The 18,051-nt window shown below is 43.3% G+C and carries 19 protein-coding genes; 9 read left to right on the top strand and 10 right to left on the bottom strand.

Annotation, left to right across the window (positions count from 1 at the left end):
- Positions 1 to 105: 105 nt before the first annotated feature.
- From I8J31_RS08555 to I8J31_RS08540, 4 genes are read right to left on the bottom strand one after another with little or no spacing between them, the layout of a single operon-like run.
- The gene (locus I8J31_RS08555) at positions 106 to 720 is read right to left on the bottom strand and encodes an MlaC/ttg2D family ABC transporter substrate-binding protein (protein WP_199467863.1); all 615 of its coding nucleotides are present in this window, start codon (positions 718 to 720) and stop codon (positions 106 to 108) included.
- 6 nt (positions 721 to 726) lie between these two features.
- Positions 727 to 1,197 (bottom strand): outer membrane lipid asymmetry maintenance protein MlaD, encoded by a 471-nt coding sequence (gene mlaD, locus I8J31_RS08550; RefSeq protein WP_199467862.1) that lies wholly within the window; start codon positions 1,195 to 1,197, stop codon positions 727 to 729.
- Position 1,198: 1 nt separating this feature from the next.
- Positions 1,199 to 1,981, bottom strand: a complete 783-nt coding sequence (gene mlaE / locus I8J31_RS08545; protein WP_199467861.1) for a lipid asymmetry maintenance ABC transporter permease subunit MlaE — start codon at positions 1,979 to 1,981, stop codon at positions 1,199 to 1,201.
- A complete protein-coding gene (locus I8J31_RS08540; RefSeq protein ID WP_199467860.1) occupies positions 1,978 to 2,805 on the bottom strand; it encodes an ABC transporter ATP-binding protein in 828 nt (275 codons plus the stop codon). Before I8J31_RS08540 ends, mlaE begins: the two co-directional genes overlap by 4 nt.
- A gap of 137 nt (positions 2,806 to 2,942) precedes the next feature.
- Here I8J31_RS08540 and I8J31_RS08535 point away from each other — a divergent pair, with 137 nt between their 5' ends.
- From I8J31_RS08535 to yjgA, 9 genes are all read left to right on the top strand, one after another.
- Positions 2,943 to 3,923, top strand: a complete 981-nt coding sequence (locus I8J31_RS08535) for a calcium/sodium antiporter (RefSeq protein WP_233402667.1) — start codon at positions 2,943 to 2,945, stop codon at positions 3,921 to 3,923.
- Positions 3,923 to 4,501 (top strand): LPS export ABC transporter periplasmic protein LptC, encoded by a 579-nt coding sequence (gene lptC / locus I8J31_RS08530; protein ID WP_199467859.1) that lies wholly within the window; start codon positions 3,923 to 3,925, stop codon positions 4,499 to 4,501. Before I8J31_RS08535 ends, lptC begins: the two co-directional genes overlap by 1 nt.
- A complete protein-coding gene (gene lptA / locus I8J31_RS08525) occupies positions 4,485 to 4,994 on the top strand; it encodes a lipopolysaccharide transport periplasmic protein LptA (RefSeq protein ID WP_199467858.1) in 510 nt (169 codons plus the stop codon). The genes lptC and lptA overlap by 17 nt, the downstream gene beginning before the upstream one ends.
- Positions 4,995 to 5,720: an LPS export ABC transporter ATP-binding protein gene (gene lptB, locus I8J31_RS08520; RefSeq protein ID WP_199467857.1), complete on the top strand. Its 726-nt coding sequence runs from the start codon at positions 4,995 to 4,997 to the stop codon at positions 5,718 to 5,720. It begins immediately after the preceding gene.
- Positions 5,721 to 5,795: 75 nt separating this feature from the next.
- Complete coding sequence (locus tag I8J31_RS08515; protein WP_199467856.1) at positions 5,796 to 7,274, top strand: RNA polymerase factor sigma-54; 1,479 nt, start codon at positions 5,796 to 5,798, stop codon at positions 7,272 to 7,274.
- Positions 7,252 to 7,743, top strand: a complete 492-nt coding sequence (locus I8J31_RS08510) for a PTS sugar transporter subunit IIA (RefSeq protein ID WP_233402666.1) — start codon at positions 7,252 to 7,254, stop codon at positions 7,741 to 7,743. The genes I8J31_RS08515 and I8J31_RS08510 overlap by 23 nt, the downstream gene beginning before the upstream one ends.
- Positions 7,744 to 7,752: 9 nt before the next feature.
- Complete coding sequence (locus I8J31_RS08505; protein WP_199467855.1) at positions 7,753 to 8,022, top strand: HPr family phosphocarrier protein; 270 nt, start codon at positions 7,753 to 7,755, stop codon at positions 8,020 to 8,022.
- A gap of 7 nt (positions 8,023 to 8,029) precedes the next feature.
- On the top strand, positions 8,030 to 9,382 hold the full coding sequence (gene mgtE, locus I8J31_RS08500) for a magnesium transporter (RefSeq protein ID WP_199467854.1): 1,353 nt from the start codon (positions 8,030 to 8,032) through the stop codon (positions 9,380 to 9,382).
- 6 nt (positions 9,383 to 9,388) lie between these two features.
- Positions 9,389 to 9,925: a ribosome biogenesis factor YjgA gene (gene yjgA, locus I8J31_RS08495; protein WP_199467853.1), complete on the top strand. Its 537-nt coding sequence runs from the start codon at positions 9,389 to 9,391 to the stop codon at positions 9,923 to 9,925.
- Between the two features lie 72 nt (positions 9,926 to 9,997).
- Here yjgA and I8J31_RS08490 read toward each other — a convergent pair whose 3' ends face one another.
- From I8J31_RS08490 to mreC, 6 genes are all read right to left on the bottom strand, one after another.
- Positions 9,998 to 10,828 carry a carbon-nitrogen hydrolase family protein gene (locus I8J31_RS08490; RefSeq protein WP_199467852.1) on the bottom strand — a complete coding sequence of 277 codons (831 nt, stop codon included), beginning with the start codon at positions 10,826 to 10,828 and terminating at the stop codon, positions 9,998 to 10,000.
- Positions 10,828 to 14,637, bottom strand: a complete 3,810-nt coding sequence (locus tag I8J31_RS08485; RefSeq protein ID WP_199467851.1) for a YhdP family protein — start codon at positions 14,635 to 14,637, stop codon at positions 10,828 to 10,830. The genes I8J31_RS08490 and I8J31_RS08485 overlap by 1 nt, the downstream gene beginning before the upstream one ends.
- An 18-nt stretch (positions 14,638 to 14,655) precedes the next feature.
- A complete protein-coding gene (gene rng, locus I8J31_RS08480) occupies positions 14,656 to 16,110 on the bottom strand; it encodes a ribonuclease G (protein ID WP_199467850.1) in 1,455 nt (484 codons plus the stop codon).
- A gap of 61 nt (positions 16,111 to 16,171) precedes the next feature.
- Positions 16,172 to 16,780, bottom strand: coding sequence for a Maf family protein (locus I8J31_RS08475; RefSeq protein ID WP_199467849.1), 609 nt, complete (start codon positions 16,778 to 16,780; stop codon positions 16,172 to 16,174).
- A 9-nt stretch (positions 16,781 to 16,789) separates the two neighbouring features.
- On the bottom strand, positions 16,790 to 17,263 hold the full coding sequence (gene mreD / locus I8J31_RS08470) for a rod shape-determining protein MreD (protein WP_199467848.1): 474 nt from the start codon (positions 17,261 to 17,263) through the stop codon (positions 16,790 to 16,792).
- On the bottom strand, positions 17,260 to 18,039 hold the full coding sequence (mreC, locus tag I8J31_RS08465; protein ID WP_325101185.1) for a rod shape-determining protein MreC: 780 nt from the start codon (positions 18,037 to 18,039) through the stop codon (positions 17,260 to 17,262). The genes mreD and mreC overlap by 4 nt, the downstream gene beginning before the upstream one ends.
- Between the last annotated feature and the right edge of the window lie 12 nt (positions 18,040 to 18,051).

Below are 18,051 nucleotides of genomic sequence, written 5' to 3'. Positions count from 1 at the left end.
TTGTTTTCTAACATTTTATTCCATACAAGCAAATACGAGCAGCCAAACGAAAAAATCCGAACTCATTGATTGAGTTCGGATTCCTTTTAAAGTAAATAATTTAGATTAAGATTTCTTTGCAAGCGACTCTCGCCATGCATCAATCGCTAAACCGATATCATTCTTGTTTTGCTGCATCATTACGGCAAATTGCTTACGAAAAGTCAGGCCGAAGTTAATATTACTAATAACCACGTTACTCAATTTCCAACTGTTATTACCGTAATCTTCCATGTAAAAGCTGATATCAAGAGGACTACCGGAATCCATTTGAAAGTTCACATCCACCTTAACCTCTTTCCCCCTACCCTGAGGACCGAGAGGCAAAACTTTTATCTTGTCTGGATCAAGCTGTAATAAAGAGGAGCCATAAGTATTGATCAGAGTATCTTTCGTCACAGTAGCAAATCGAATGCGCTGCTCTGGTGAGGCTCGACGGTAATATTTCCCCATCACCTTTTTAGCAAAGGAATCAAAATCCACCACAGGAGTGAGTATTTTATCAACACGAGAAATAAGCAAAGCAGGATCTTTTGCCAACACAGCCTTATCTGCAACAATTCGAGTTCTAAAGGAATCGACCACACTCACCACCGTATCACGGGCAATGTCGTCATCAGCCCAAAGCAATGACGAAAACATAACCCCCACAGCAAGTAAAACATTGGCAATTTTCAGCATACTAAACTACTCCGACTTACTAGAACTACTCGAGTTAAACAAAAACTGGCTAATTAGATTTTCCAGCACCAGAGCAGACTGGGTATCATAAATTTCACTGCCATTTTTTAAAACTTCTTCTTCAGCACCGATAGTAAAACCAAGGTATTTCTCACCCAACAAACCACTCGTTAAAACGGCAATAGAGCTGTCTGTCGGAATATTATCCACATCGGAATTAATGTTCATGGTCACCAACGCCATGTATAAGTCTTTATCAAAGGTAATGGACTCAACATTCCCCACCGCGACACCTGCAATAGAAACTTTAGCTCGACTGGTTAAGCCTGCAATATCATCAAACCTTGCCACTACCTGATAAGTATCTTTCTTACTAGAAAAAGCCAAACCACTCACTTGTACTGCTAAATAAACCAAAGCAGCAACACCCAGCACAATAAAGCATCCAACCAATAACTCTGCGCGCTTACTTCTCATCCTAAAAATCTCCAAACATAGCAGCGGTTAATACAAAATCTAACGCTAAAATAGCCAATGAACCCAGAACCACAGTACGAGTAGTCGCTTTACCAATTCCCTCTGAGGTAGGGACACATTCATAACCTTGATAAACAGCTATCCAAGTAACCACTACGGAAAAAAACACTGCTTTAATAACGCCATTCATAATATCGGTATCAAAGTATACAGATTGCTGCATAGATGACCAAAACGCCCCATCATAAACACCCAGCCAACTAACCGAAACCAGGTGCCCACCAAGAATTCCTGAAGCCGAAAAAATCAGGCTCAGCAGCGGCAAGCAAATCACACCAGCAATAAACCGTGGTGCAATAACTCGCCTTAATGGATCTACTCCCATCATTTCATAGCTAGATAGCTGTTCAGTGGCTTTCATCAAACCAATTTCAGCAGTCAAAGATGAACCTGCTCGCCCAGCAAACAAGAGCGCTGTCACCACAGGTGAAAGTTCACGCAACAATGACAATGCCAGTAACTGCCCAACCGCCTCTTCAGAACCAAACTTAGCTAAGATACTGTAACCTTGCAGCGATAACACCATGCCGATAAAGGTTCCTGAGACAATGATAATAACCATCGATAAAACACCAACAGAATAGAGCTGTTTTACCAATAAACTAACCGATTCACCAAAACGTACCGGCATTCTAAAAATGCTTTGTACTAAAAAAATGCCAGCGCGACCCACGGCCTCAAGCCAGTCAAAAAGCCACGCCCCCATGGATGCTATTGCCTTCATAACGCAACCTCATCTTTGTTAAACATACTATTAACCCCTTCCGGATAATGAAAAGGCACAGGGCCATCTGGCTCACCATTTAAGAACTGCTTAACTTGAGGGTCATCTGAGGCTCGAATCTGTGCAGCAGAGCCCTCAGCGATAACACGACCACCAGCCAAAATACAAACATGGTCAGCAATAGATAAGGATTCTTCAACATCATGGGAAACCACAACGGAAGTAATATTAGCAGAATCATTTAGTTCACGAATCAAGGACACCAAAACACCTTTAGAAATTGGGTCTTGGCCTGTGAAAGGCTCATCGTACATAACCAATTCTGGATCAAGGGCAATCGCACGAGCCAAAGCAACTCTGCGCGCCATTCCTCCCGACAATTCAGAGGGCATTAATCCAGCCGCTCCGCGTAACCCCACACTATGAAGTTTTTGCCCAACTACTTTATTAATCGCCGCCGCATCCAATTGAGTATGCTCTTCTAGAGGAAAAGCGATATTTTCATACACAGACATATCGCTAAAAAGTGCGCCACTTTGAAAAAGCATGCCCATTTTCTTACGCACCTTGTATAACTCAGAACGCGACAAGGCATGAACATTCTGGCCATCGACCAAAACGTCTCCCGAATCTGGAGCAAGTTGCGCAGCAATCAATCGCAACAATGTGGTTTTCCCTGTTCCGCTTGGCCCCATGACTGCCGTCACTTTACCTCGAGGAATCGTCAAGGAGACATTTTCGTAAATGACTCGCCCTCCCCGCGTAAAGTGAACATCTTGAATTTTTATGTACGCATCTAGCACTGACACACCCTTTTCATCCATAACAAATGTCGCTAGATACTATCACCGAGTCCTAACAAATAAAATCACAACCAACTTTGTTTATTAAAGCAAGGTTTGTAAGATCAAGTCTTGAATTTAAAGAGCAAACCTCATTAAATGGGTGCCTTCTAATATTAATGAGTAATTTCAAAGTTATGCTGCTGTTTTCTGCTGCCCTAATCGCTGGCCTCATTCTACTCGTTGTAAGTTCTGATAAATTTATAGAGCACGCCGCTCTTGTTGCCGAAAAACTCAATGTCAGCCCCATCATCATAGGTATTACCCTAGTTGCCCTAGGCACCTCAGCACCAGAAATGGTCGTATCAGCCATTGCCGCTCTCGACAACGCCCCTGAAATTGCTATTGGTAACGTTCTAGGTTCAAACATTGCCAACATAGCACTGGTATTTGGCGTCACACTATTATTCTCTGCCGTCCCTATTGCCAAAGGCCTTAGCACCAAAGAAGTGCCTTTAGTGATTGCGATTACTTTATTAACAGGTGCTTTGCTGTATGACAGACAGCTCAGTATTTTTGATGGCATCATTTTGATCATGGCGTTTATCGTCATCTTAACGCTTCTACTGAGAGGCAATAAGAATCTTGAAAGCGAATTAGCAGAAGAACTCCCTGAAGACGATGGCAGCCCAGTCACTAAATCACTGATTATCGCCTTAATCGGCCTAACTGTATTAATTGGCAGCTCAAAATTGCTTGTCTGGGGTGCCATTGGTATTGCCACAGCATTAGGTGTTAGTGAATTAGTCATTGGCTTAACTATTGTAGCCATTGGCACTAGCTTACCTGAACTGGCCGCTTCTGTGAGTAGTGTCCGCAAAGGACATCATGATATTGCTATCGGTAATATATTAGGTTCTAATATTTTCAACCTTGCCACAGTGCTTCCCCTACCAGCACTTCTTGCACCAGGCATCATTGACGAAAGCGCGGTAAGCCGCGACTACCTTTGGGTTCTTAGTCTAACCTTAATATTAGCCGCCGCCATCTACCTCTTTAAAAAATCAAAAAATGGCAGCATACCAAGATGGATGGGGATCCCTTTAATTGGTTCCTACGCTCTTTATTTATTCATCATTAGCGCAGGTAGCACAATCTAATGCCACACCTTGTTAAACTCATTAATATCAAAAGCACATCTCTCATCGCAGCATTGGGTGTATTAGCTGCATTTTTACTTTGGTATGGCGTATCACCACCACAAAACCTAGTTCAAACAGAGTCATTAAGTAGCTCTCCAGACTACTTTATTACTAGGGTAGAGGTAAAAGGATTTGATGAAAACGGCCTATTGATAGAAACTCTAGATGCAGAAAAAACGCTTCACTACATCAAGGAAAAACGAACCCTACTTGATCGGCCCCATATAAAGCGCAATTCAATATCTGGAAGCTGGAATGCCAAGGCAGACAAAGGACTGATAGAAGACGGTAGTCGTGATATTCTTCTCACTGATAATGTCACAGCGAGCAAAACTTACTTAACGTCCCCTGACATAACGCTAAGCTCGGATAATATGCATTACTTAGACAGCACTAAATCATTAACCAGCTATGGCAGTGCAAAGCTTTTTTCGACACAGGGATGGACCATAGCTAATACCATTACAACCTACATAGATTCAGAAAAAACTGTTATGACAGGATCTGTACGAGGACAATATGAAACAACTAATTAATCTAAGTGTTCTACTGGCCTCTGCATTTATCGCCCAGAGCACCTATGCTTTGCCTGAAGACATTTCCAAGCCTTTAGAAATTCAAGCCAACGAAGCTTTCTTCGATCAAAATACAGGGGAAGCTATTTACAAAGGCGACGTTTTTGTCAAACAAGGCTCGATTGAAATCGAAGCACAATATTTAAAAGTAACAACAGACCCTCAAACGCGTCAATTCAGCGAGCTCGTCGCTACAGGCAAGCCAGCAAAATTCAGTCAACAAATTGACTGGAATGGCAACATGGTCATTAGCCAAGGTGACAACATCCACTACCTCACCAGTGAATCAAAGCTAGAAATAACAGGCAATGGCTACCTTAATCGTATGAAAAATAAAATCACCGCCGACTATATTCTATATATGATTAATGACGGAACCTTCAGCGCGCAGAAAAAAGGGACTGGTCGTGTTTCTATGACGCTAGAACCACAAGAAGCGGAGAAAACGAAATAGATGGCCCTCCTAGAAGTTAAGCATTTAGCAAAGAGCTACAAAAAGCGCCAAGTAGTTAAAGACGTCTCTCTTTCCGTTGAATCCGGACAAGCCGTAGGCTTACTCGGCCCTAACGGAGCAGGCAAAACAACTTGCTTTTATATGATAGTTGGTATGGTTGCCAATGATGCTGGCGGGATTTTTATTGATGGGCAAGACATTACAAACAATGCCATGCACACCAGAGCACAAAAAGGCATAGGTTACCTCCCCCAAGAAGCGTCTATTTTTAGAAAGATGTCCGTTGAAGACAATATTTCCGCCATTTTAGAAACACGCAAAGGCCTGACAAAAGCCCAACGAAAAGAAAAGCTCGAGAGCCTGCTCGAAGAGTTTCATGTTACTCATATTCGTAAAAATCTAGGCATGGCTTTATCTGGTGGTGAAAGACGTCGTGTTGAAATCGCTAGAGCTTTAGCCATGAATCCAAAGTTTGTCTTACTTGACGAACCTTTTGCGGGTGTTGACCCTATTTCAGTAGGCGATATAAAGCTCATTATCAAGCACCTACAAGAAAGTGGCATTGGTGTACTTATTACCGACCATAATGTACGGGAAACATTAGATATCTGCGATAAAGCTTACATTGTCGGAAATGGACACATCATTGCGTCAGGCGATGCTGACACTGTTATCAACAATGAACAGGTAAAAAAGGTTTATTTGGGCGACGACTTCCGCCTATAAGCTCTTATCATCACTGTCGAAAGAGAGTAGTATGCATAACTCGTTCCAATTCATTCAAACAGAAAGAGTTGCTCCATGAAGCAGTCTTTACAATTAAAAATCGGTCAACAACTGACCATGACACCTCAGCTGCAACAAGCTATTCGCTTATTGCAGCTTTCCACGCTAGATCTAAAACAAGAAATTCACGAGTTTCTTGAGTCAAACCCGCTACTTGAACTTGACGATGACGAACTCGTTAATTCTGAGTCATCGAGCATTGAATCTAATACGCTTAATGAAAAGAAAGCAGACAAGAACAACACGGAAGAGGCTCAGGTCGAGTCAGAATGGACAGAAAGCATACCCGAAGAACTTTCCATTGATAGCAACTGGGATGACACCTATCAAAATACAGCAGCGACAGCTGGCGGAGATCACAATAGCTATGAAGGTGATGGCGACTTTGAAAGCCGTAACGCTCCAGCGGAAAATATCCAAGACCACCTAATTTGGCAATTAAACCTAACCCATATGTCTGATAAAGACATAGAGATTGCCTACGCGATTGTTGAATGCGTACAGCCTGATGGCTACCTCAGCATTACACCCGACGAAATTTGGGAATCTCTCTGCGTCGAAATGGAAGACCTAGACCTAGATGAAGTCATCGCAGTGCAACATAGATTGCAACGCTTCGATCCCGTCGGTGTTTGTTCTATCGACTTACGTGACTGCTTATTGGTTCAACTGGAAGCGTTCAACAGCCACCCTCTTTATAAGAGCACTTATAACCTTATCGACAACTATTTACCGCTATTGGGAAATAGGGACTTCACTCAATTAAGCCGTAAAACAAAGTTGAAAGAAGAAGCACTGAAAGAAGTCGTACTACTCATACAGCAACTTAATCCACGCCCAGGCTCGGTAATAGATGTTGATGATACAGATTACGTAATCCCTGATGTGTCTGTGAAGAAACATAACGGTGTATGGCAAGTAGAGCTCAACAATGACGCCTTGCCACCAGTAAAAATCAACGAAACCTACTCTGCCATGGTAGGCACCGCGTCAACTCAAGAAGACATCACCTACATCAAAACCTCTTTACAGGAAGCAAAGTGGTTTATGAAAAGTCTACAAAGCCGCAACGAAACCTTACTGAAAGTTGCTAGCTGTATCGTGCATCGCCAAATAGACTTTTTTGAGTTAGGCGAAGAAGCTATGAAACCCATGGTACTCCATGATGTAGCTGAAGAAGTTGGCATGCATGAATCGACCATTTCTCGTGTTACCACACAGAAATACATGCATACACCGAAAGGCATTTTTGAACTCAAATACTTCTTCTCAAGCCATGTAAATACAGCATCGGGGGGAGAATGTTCTTCTACCGCAATTAGAGCTATGATTAAGAAGTTAGTCGCCGACGAGCCGGCTAAAAAGCCCCTTAGCGACAACAAATTGGCGACCATTTTAGCGGATCAAGGAATACAAGTTGCTCGACGTACTGTTGCCAAATATAGAGAGGCGATGAATATTCCTCCTTCAAATGAACGAAAACGACTTATTTAATACGGATACGACTTTTACCATGCCATTAAAATCACTCATAAAAGCAGACCTCGTTCTAGCCAAGCAAGAGATTATTAGCAAAAAACGCGTTCTAGAAAACCTTGCTGAAATTGTTTCCAATCGTCTGCACTGCAACCGTGAAGAAGTCTACGACGCTTTACTCGGTCGCGAAAAACTAGGCAGTACTGGCATAGGTAATGGCATCGCCATCCCCCACTGTCGATTAGAATCAGCTAACCACACCGCCGTGGTTATCATGTCTCTAGAATCAGCCATTGATTTCGATTCTGTCGATAGACAAGCGGTCGACCTCGTCTTTGCTTTAATAGTACCGCCACAAGAATGTGATCAACACCTTGCCACCTTGGCCGAAATTGCAGAACTAGCACAGTCTCCCGATACGCTTAACAACTTTAGAGAAGCCCAAACAAGCGAAGCTCTTTTCGAGAAACTTACTGCTACACAATAGGAGAACAGCATGCTGGAAGAGTCAGTCACTATTATCAATAAACTAGGGCTGCATGCACGTGCCGCTGGCAAGCTAGTCGAAACCACCTCGCGCTTTTCCTGTGATATCACTATCGAAAAAGAAGGCCGTAATGTGGATGGAAAAAGCATTATGGCCATGATGATGCTCGCCGCAGGTAAGGGCACAGACATCAGCGTGAAAACCAATGGTGAAGACGAAGCGGAAGCCATGACAGCCGTGATTGAATTAATCAACAATCGTTTTGGCGAAGCAGAATAACCCAAAGATGTCAGAGCAAAACACCCTAGCCCATCTGCAGACGGTCACCGAGTCGCTTGAATCAGGCGCGACCATGCAGATCCGCTACCTATTAAATGGTGCTTTACCCGCTCAAGACGTTGCTCGACTACTCGAATCCTCTCCTCCTAAAGAACGTAAACTGCTTTGGGAACTGATTGACGACAAAAATGAAGGCGAAGTATTACAATATCTAAGTGAAGATATTGGCGCTCAGTTCATGAAAGACATGAACACTGAGCAACTTGTTGCCGTCTCTGAACACTTTGAAAGTGATGACCTAGCCGATCTATTACAACATCTCCCAGAGACCGTTGTAACCGAAGTGCTCGCCTCTATGAGCACTCAAGATAGGATGCGAGTAGAAGCCCTCTTAAGCTACCCTGAGGACTCTGCGGGCGGCTTAATGAATACGGACACCATTACCATTCGCCCGAACATCACTGTTGATATTGTGTTCCGTTATCTTCGCAGACACACAGAACTACCAGACATGACAGATAACCTACTGGTTGTTAGTCGCTCAGACCGCCTGCTGGGCATACTCCCTCTCACTAAGTTATTGGTAGCAGATACCGACGAAACCATCCGCGATATCATGGAAACAGATTGCACCATCATAGATGCCAATACTCCAGTCAATGAAGTCGCCCAATTATTCGAAAAAATGGACCTTGTCTCAGCGCCAGTTATCGATAGTGAAAGCAAAAAATTACTCGGTCGTATCACCATAGATGACGTGGTTGATGTCATCCGTGATGAAGCAGAACACTCAATGTTGAGCATGGCAGGTCTTGATGACGACGAAGATACCTTTTCACCTATTTTCAAAACCACAAAGCGACGCGCTGTTTGGCTAGGCATAAACCTAGTTACCGCATTTATCGCCTCCTATGTCATTGGTTTATTCCAAAATACGCTTGATCAGGTTGTTGCCCTCGCCATTCTGATGCCAATTGTCGCCAGCATGGGCGGCATAGCCGGCTCACAGGTCCTCACCTTGGTCATTCGAGGTATCGCACTCAATCAAATTGGTGCAACCAATACCCGCTGGCTACTCAACAGAGAACTCATTGTTGGACTAATAAATGGTATTTTGTGGGCCACAGTAATCGCCGCACTTACCGCACTTTGGTTTGACAACCTAATGATTGCCTATATTATTGCGGGCGCTATCATTATAAACCTGCTATTTGCAGCCACCACTGGTACACTTTTACCCATTCTGCTTAAAAAACTTGGTATAGACCCTGCCCTTGCTGGCAGCGTAATTTTGACAACTGTGACTGATGTCGTTGGATTCTTATCCTTCCTAGGTCTCGCTACTATTTTTCTATTATAGGTTCCCATGACTGATTTCGATCAATTTGATAACGAAGAAGAAATTCCTAAGAGCAAAACACAGATCAAACGAGAAGTGGAAGCCCTACAAGATTTAGGCAAAAAGCTATTAGAGCTCAGCAAAAATCAGCTCAAAAAAGTAGCCATGTCTGAAACATTACGCGAAGCATTTGTTGAAGCCGACCGCATCAAACAGCGCGAAGCGATGAGAAGACATTTACAATACATTGGCAGAATAATGCGTACAGAAGATCACGAAGCGATCGCCAAGCAGGTTGCTCTTTTTGATACCAGCTCTGCCGCCTACAACAAATTATTCCAACAACTAGAGCAAAAACGTGACGCCCTCATTGGCGAACACAGCAAACAGGCGCTTTCCGATTACTTAGACCAAAACCCAGAGATTGAAGATATACAGCAACTTAGACAATTAATTCGACTGTCTCAGAAGGAAGCTGCCCAAGGAACAAAAACTAGCCATCGTAAAAAACTCTTCCGTTTCTTACGAGAAGCTGAAGAAAGACGTTTAGGGCTTCACGAATAGAACGTCCTTTCAACAGATAAAAACCTCAAACAACGAGACGTTATTTGAGGTTTTTTTATGGATAAACAGCGATCAAAAGCGACGATGGGATAAGCAAGGCATTTTAGCACGACACTCAGCCAGCTCATCTTTGTTTATATTAAAAACAAAATAGCCTGGCTCTTCCGCCAATCCAGTTAATTCCCCCCCAACAGGAGAATACAAAGCACTGTGCCCATACGTTTGTCGTGTAGCATTATGCCAACCACACTGATTAACACCCAACACATAGCATTGATTTTCAATTGCTCTTGCTGATAGCAAGATATTCCAGTGGCGCTTACCAGTCACATAAGTAAATGCCGCCGGCACTAACACCAACTCGGCACCAAGCCCAGTTAAAGCTCGGTACAACTCAGGAAAGCGCACATCATAACAAATACTCAAACCCACCTTAAAACCATCAACTTCAACAATTTTTGGTTCCAAATCTCCCGCTTCAATAACATCAGATTCTCGATAAGAAGCCGCTTTATCATCAACCGTGACATCAAAAAGGTGTATCTTATCGTAGCGCTCTATGAACACACCATCAGGGTCAATCACCCAACAGGTTTGCCTTACCCTGCCATCAGCCACAAGCTCCCCACGGGGCGAATACAAAGAGGGATGAGAGCCAATAACAAGATAAATACTCCATGCTTTTGCTAACGTCTGAACCGATTCCAGCAAAACATTTTGATCCGCAGATTCCGCTAACGCCCGCATTCCTTTACCATTGAATAAAAATACATTCTCAGGCAAAACAACCAAACGAGCACCATCCCTAACGGCCAATTCAAGCAATCTTTCTACTTCAGCTAAATTGTCCTGCCATCGAGACTTACTGGTTAATTGAATCGCAGCCACACATAAAACACTCATCACTTACCCTTCTCGTCTTTGGGCTGATATTTAATTGGCGTCATAATCGGTTCATCAAAAGTACCTTCCACCTTATAACGAACACTGGTCACCTTTGACAGCTGGCTACCAATTAGCTTATTAGTAATATAAAGCAGTCCAGCGAGCTGAGGTGTTCCCCATAGCAAGCCAGCAAGAGGCAAAGCACCGGATATCGGGATAGTCGCTGTCATTCTTTCGTCTAAGGTTTCATCAACAATATTTGCGGAGCCTTCTACAACAATTTCAGCGGAAGGCGAAATGATAGCAATCGGCGAAGTGGTGGTTAATATTCCATCACTCAAAGATAATGCCCCATCAAACTCATCATAAGATAAACCAGACGCATAAACATCGGAGAAGTCCAATGTAAGACGCCGAGTCAGCGCCCCCATATTAAAAATACCCAATACCTTTAAAAAGGAAGGAACCTCATCAATACTAGAAAAGTTCCCATTCCGAGAGTCAAAATTGATGTGTCCAGAAACGGACTCGCGATCAAAGTAAAAAGGATGCCCTTTCCAATTCAAAGCCACATTAATTTGATATTTTTTAGAAGTGACCACGGATTCCGTGGAGAATTTTTTTGTTAACTCTTCAAGATTGTCACCACTCGCTTGAACAACAAACTCAACATTAGAGTCTGCCTCCTCATCTAGCCAAACAATATACCCTTTGAGCTTACCAGTTTTTAATTGGGTAGTAATTGGGTCAATTCGAACCCGATTCCCGTCACGGGAGACCGTTAGCTGCCAATCCCCATAAGGGCTGTCATCAAGATAAAACTGATCGATTGACAGGGTCATATTTGGAATCTGATTAGCGTGAATCGGTGCCTCGTTAGTCGCTTTCTCTAGTGAATCCTCCTGAGCCGTATTCCAACTTAAAAAATTAAAATGCAAATCTGGTCCATACTCACGATCCGTTAACACCAAACTCACTTCATCAGAACTCACCCGTAAAGAGCTGTCCGTCATAGCATCATAACTGGCCTTCAAATTATGTAAGGTGTTCTGCTCATTCACTTTCAAATTATCAACAATGATGTCCATTCGGCTTAACCACTGAGGAGCCTTTAGCAACGAGCCCCCCTCAGCAGATACCGCCAATTCAGATAAGTCCTTTATTACTTCCTGCCACTCCATCACATCCAGCTGATCTAGACCGCCATTAATAACCAAGCCTTTGGGTATATTCGAACTCAAGGGCAAAGTGTTGTTTAGCATCACATCGCCTCCAATGAATTCCCCATCACGTACCAAAACTCGGGAGCGCATAAAGGCATCATAATCTTGATCAACAATCAAATCCTGACCATGACCACTCACTTTTACCGTCAGTTTTTTAGATTCCTCCGCGGTTTTCCCTATAGGTAAAGGAAAATCAATGACACCACCCTGCAAGTCACTGCTCAGGGTAAAATCAACTTGTCCCGATTGCACTTGATTCACCCATAATTGACCAGAGTAGCCAACATCACCCGAATATCTGGATGCCAATGGCTCAGACATTTTTCGCCATTTAGCGACCTTATAAAGGTCAGCAATACCCGATATATCGCCAGCAATAACAAGCTCATCAGTTGCAGAATAAGTCGATGACAACACTAGATGCGCATCGCCACCAAATGCTTCTAGATCAAACTCTGAGCCTGTTATTCCCTCCGCGGTCGTATAATTCACCCGCCCCTGATGGATCTGAGAATGAATATCCACATCGCCCACATAAAGCGCGTTATTCTGAAAATCTAACGCGAGCTCCACTTTCGGCTCAACATCATCAATAAGGGGAACTGAAATCTCAAAACGACTATCCACCGATCCTTCAATTTGCCAAGTATCAAAAGGCAATAGGACGCTTTCCGCTAAAGGCGTTGCCTGTAAAGCGCTGAAAATTTGTGACGACTCACCACTCAACGCCCCTTTTAAGTTCACCCAATCCGCAGAGCCAGCAGCAATTGGCACTGTCACTAAAAGGCCAGATACAGGCACACCTTGCCACAAAGCAGAGTCGACATTGACGGAAATACCAGCTTGGTTAAGATCAAAAGTGCCATTAACTTGCCTAGCAACAGGCCACTTTTTATCGAAGGCCACATCCACATCGCTCACTGCCATTTGCACACGCACATGGGGCGATGGCGCCTTAATTAACTCACTATGGACAAGCACATCTATGCTATCAACATTGCCTCCAACAAAGGCTTCATCTATCCAATCCACGACCTGCTCATTGAGTGCTTGCTGAGGTATATAGGTCAAACGGTCTTTAATAGAAACATTTTCTCCATGTAGATCCAATGAGATCCAATCAGGCTCAGAGCGACGTATCTCAAGCCTAAAACCCCCAGTAATCGATGAACCATTCCTATCCACCACCAAGTCTCGACCCGCCACCAAGAATATATTTTCTTGCCTGCGCCAATCGACATAGCCGGATAATGAGTCCGTTTTCCAAGCTTCATCATAGACAGTGTCAAACTCAATTTCGTTATCCCGGCCTCTAAAATCAATATAGCCACTCTCTTCCGACAAACTAAACACAGCATTAATATTAGAGGCTTTTGGAATCCCCTTGTAACCATCAACCGAGCCAGATACCAAATTACTTAGATACTGAAAAGACAACACCCCCTCTTCACGCCACAAACGCAACGACCCATTTTTAGCCATGCCAACAGGAGAGAGACCGGTCAATATTTTTGTGGCATTCCAGTCTGGCAGTAAAAAGTGCTTACCGATCTGATGAGCTAAAGCAATATCAAAGCGATCAAAACCAATATGCGAGCGATTGGTAAGCGCATTCCATTCATAAGAGAGGTTGGAAGCAGGATAGCCATGCCCCAATTGATCTTTAAGAACTAAATTATGGACATCTACATGCAAACTGGGACTTTTTTGCGAATAGCGAAGCTTGATCGAAGGTGACGCCTGATAACTCTCCCCATCACGGAAAGAAACCAGAACATTGGTTGACTCAAACTGCACCTCTAATTCTTTACCTATCTTAAAATCCACCCAAATATCGCCACCATATTGAATAGAAGCCAACTCAGGCACAGCAGAAACAAGAGATGAACCCAATGGCAAAGAAAGCACTGGAGCCTTAATTGAAGCCTTAACATGATAGCCACTAAAAAGACTGAGGGGATCCACAATCTTAGCATTCATCTCAAGGGGCGATTTATCATCATCCAAATAAAGAGTAGAGGTAAGAAAGGATTCACTGCCTTTGCGAAAAATATAAGTACTAGGAATAGTAAGGCTATGATTACCCATTTCTTCACTAATAATAAGAAGCTTGGCATCAACAATAGAAAAATTACGCTGTGCTGAAAGATAATCCAACACCCGCTCAATACCGACATCGTTAGTCACATTCTTTGAGGCTAACGCGCCATTTAAGCGCCACTTACCTCCCGTTTCCTGTAAAGAAATGACGGGATGTATAAAGCGAATATAGGTGAACTGAGGGCTTAATGTAAGAAGGGACTGAACAACATCAAAACGCACCCGCAGCTCATCAATAACAACAGCGGGTTGATCATTTGCCTGCACATTCAGGCCAATAACAGAAACGGTAGGATCTATCCCCTCTAAGCTCCCCTCAATATTTTCAAGGGTTACAGAGTAGCCTGTTATCTGCTTTAAATTACTTTCAATTTGAGGTCGGTAATGATCTAAATAAGGAAGTAACTGCTTAACACTCAAGACAAAAATAGCCAGTGCCGCTGACATAAATACAGCCAACCACCAACAGACTATTATTAACTTACGCAGCATTTTACTCATTTTAGAGGTTATTTCTCATTAGCGAAGCACAACATCATACTGATCTTGTGTATAAACAGAGTCCACCTGAAAACGAATCGTTTTGCCAATAAAAGCTTCTAAGTCCGCTACCCCAGAACTTTCTTCATCATGAAAGCGCTCTACTACGGCCGTTGAAGCCAAGACGGTATAGGTTTGTGAATCATAGGCCCTATCCGCCCTTAATATCTCACGAAACACCTCATAACAGACCGTCTCAGGGGTTTTAACCAAACCGCTCCCACGACATGACTTACAAGGCTCACAAAGTGTCTGCCCCAGACTCTCACGGGTACGCTTCCGTGTCATCTCTACCAAGCCTAGTTCAGAAACACCAGTAATCTTGGTTTTAGCGTGGTCTGTATCCAGCACTTTTTCTAGCATTCTCAGCACTTGTCGCTTATGTTCATCATCCTCCATATCAATGAAGTCGATAATAATAATGCCGCCAAGGTTTCTCAACCTAAGCTGCCGACCTATAGCGGTTGCCGCCTCTAGATTGGTTTTATAAATCGTTTCTTCAAGGTTACGACTACCAACAAAGCCTCCTGTATTCACATCAATTGTGGTCATTGATTCAGTTTGCTCAACCAACAAATAACCACCTGATTTGAGCTGGACTTTACGGTCAAGCGCCCTCTCTATTTCATCCTCCACACTGTATAGGTCGAAAATGGGACGCTCGCCAGGGTAATATTCAACGCGTTCCGCCAATTCTGGAATAAAATCTTCAGCAAAAGAACAAAGCTTGGTGTAATTTTCTTTGGAATCAATACGTATTTTTTCAGTAGTAAGACTCACCAGATCTCTCATAGTTCGTAAGTGCAACGGAAGATCTTCGTAGATGACAGAAGGCGCTTTGGCGGTCTTAATGCGACGCTTAACTGATTGCCACAAGCGCGTCAAAAACTTAATATCCGCAAGAATTTCTTCCTCTCCCGCCCGTTCAGCAGCAGTACGCAAAATATAACCGTTATTTTCATCTGCCTCAGTCAAAGCCCCAGAAACCAAAGATTTAAGACGCTCTCTCTCTTCCTCATCTTCAATACGCTGACTTACACCAACATGAGCTTGATCAGGCATATAAACAAGGTAACGGGAAGGAATAGACAAATGAGTTGTTAGGCGCGCCCCTTTTGTACTAATAGGGTCCTTGGTGACCTGAACAACAAGAGATTGGCCTTCTCGTAAGTAATCACCAATTTGATCACTTTGATTAACGGCATCACGATCCGCCACTTCAGAAACATGAATAAAGGCTGCCCTCTCCAAGCCAATATCAACAAAAGCCGCCTGCATACCAGGTAGTACACGCACTACTTTGCCCTGATAAATATTACCAACTATGCCTTTACGAGTGGAGCGCTCAATATAAACTTCCTGCAATACGCCGTTTTCAACCAAAGCAACGCGAATTTCCATGGGGGTGACATTGATTAGCACATCCTCACTCATGGCATATATCCTTCAATAAATAAAGGCTAATAAAACATACCAGCAATTGAGCTAAGCGCACTCACTTACTAGACATTTCTCTTAGCGAGTTAATTCCAAATTGCGCCAATAATTGAGACGTTTCAAACAAAGGCAACCCAACAACGGCAGAATAAGAGCCAGAAACACATTCAACAAAAATAGAGCCTACCCCTTGGATCGCATAGGAACCGGCTTTATCTTGCGGCTCCCCAGTTTGCCAATACTGCTCAATTTCTAAATCAGATAAATCACGAAACACCACGTCACTAATGACATTTTTAGTGGCAAGGCGCTGGAGAGATAAATCACATAAACAAAGAGAAGTCATTACTTGGTGAGATCGACCAGATAGCATACGTAACATGACCTTGGCTTCGTCAAAAGAAGCTGGTTTGCCTAGAATTAGGCCATCCACAACAACGCTAGTATCCGACGCAATAAAAACAGCACGTTTATTGTCTTTCGCTTGCTGTTGGTACTTGAGGGCAGACGCTTTTGCTTTTTCTTGCGCCATACGTATTACATAGTCACCAGCGTCTTCAGAAATATTGGGGGTTTCATCAATGTCTGCCGGTAGGACTTCAAACTCTTTAACTAAAAGACTCAGCAACTCTTTTCTTCTTGGTGACGCTGAAGCCAAAATCAACATAATCTTGCCCTAACGAATAGCGTAGATACGACGCACACTACGCAAAATAATAAACGACCAAGGCCAAAGTAAACCGGTAATCACAGCTGGCATAAAGATCATTAAAGTTGGCTCTGCATGCCCTAAATAATGATCGATCCAGAAATCTAACAACTGATTAATACTCACCAAGCAGCAAACAAAAAAACCCTGCTGCCAACGATGGTACATTCTTAAACGCTTATAAAATACCGCACAAATGTAAGCAATAATCACATAAGTAAGAGAATGTTGCCCAATAATACCGCCTTGCAACAAATCAACCATCAAGCCCAGAAACCATGCTAAGCCAACACCGACTCTATAGGGCAAGGCAATCACCCAATAAAGAATCACCAGTAAGGCCCATTCTGGGCGAAACCAAACCAACTCCTCAGGAAACGGCATAGCCTCGAGCATTAAAGCCGTTAATAGTGTGATGAAAAATACAAAAACTGGTTTCATGACTGTTTCGCTTTATCAATGAGCATAACGTGTCGGCTACGCCCTAATTGAGCCAAAGGCACTACTTCCACATCCGCATAGGATTTCCCTGCAACATGCTTAACGCTTCTTACCACGCCTACTGGATACCCACTAGGAAAACGCTTATCAAGACCTGAGGTCGTCAGAATATCGCCTTTTCTAATATCCACGGAATGGGGAACACTCATCAACTCCATTCGCTTCAGGTCACCAGTGCCCCTTAAGACCCCCCTAAAACCAGTTCGTGAAAGTTGAACAGGCAAGAAATGACTGGCATCTGCGATTAAAAGTACGCGACTACTGTAAGCTGTGGTTTCAACCACCTGCCCCAACACTCCCGTTGCATCAAGCACGGGCTGCCCAACATAAGCACCAGAAGAAAACCCCTTATCAATAAGAATCTTATGACTATAGGCATTTTGATCGAAACCAATCACCTCCGCCATGACAACTTTCTCATCAACCCGCTGAGAAGCATCGAGCAATTCGCGTAAACGAACATTTTCAGCCTGCAATGCCGTAAGCTTTTGCATACGGCTACGTAAAATCAAAATCTCTTGATTCAATGACTTATTTTCTTTGACCAAACCTTCACGACTAGTAAGGTGCTCTTTAGACCAATAGAAAACTTTTTGTGGGGTATTGACCACCACCTGAATGGGTGTGACCAATAAACTGAGATAAGGACGAACGGGGGCAAATACTGAATAGCGCACATCAGCGACTACCATGACAATAGACAAGATAACCAGCACTACAAAACGCGT

The sequence above is a fragment of the Marinomonas transparens genome (assembly GCF_016463975.1).
Classification (GTDB): Bacteria; Pseudomonadota; Gammaproteobacteria; order Pseudomonadales; family Marinomonadaceae; genus Marinomonas; species Marinomonas transparens.
Note: the sequence above shows the minus strand (reverse complement) of the source record. Positions and strands in the feature narration are given on the sequence as shown.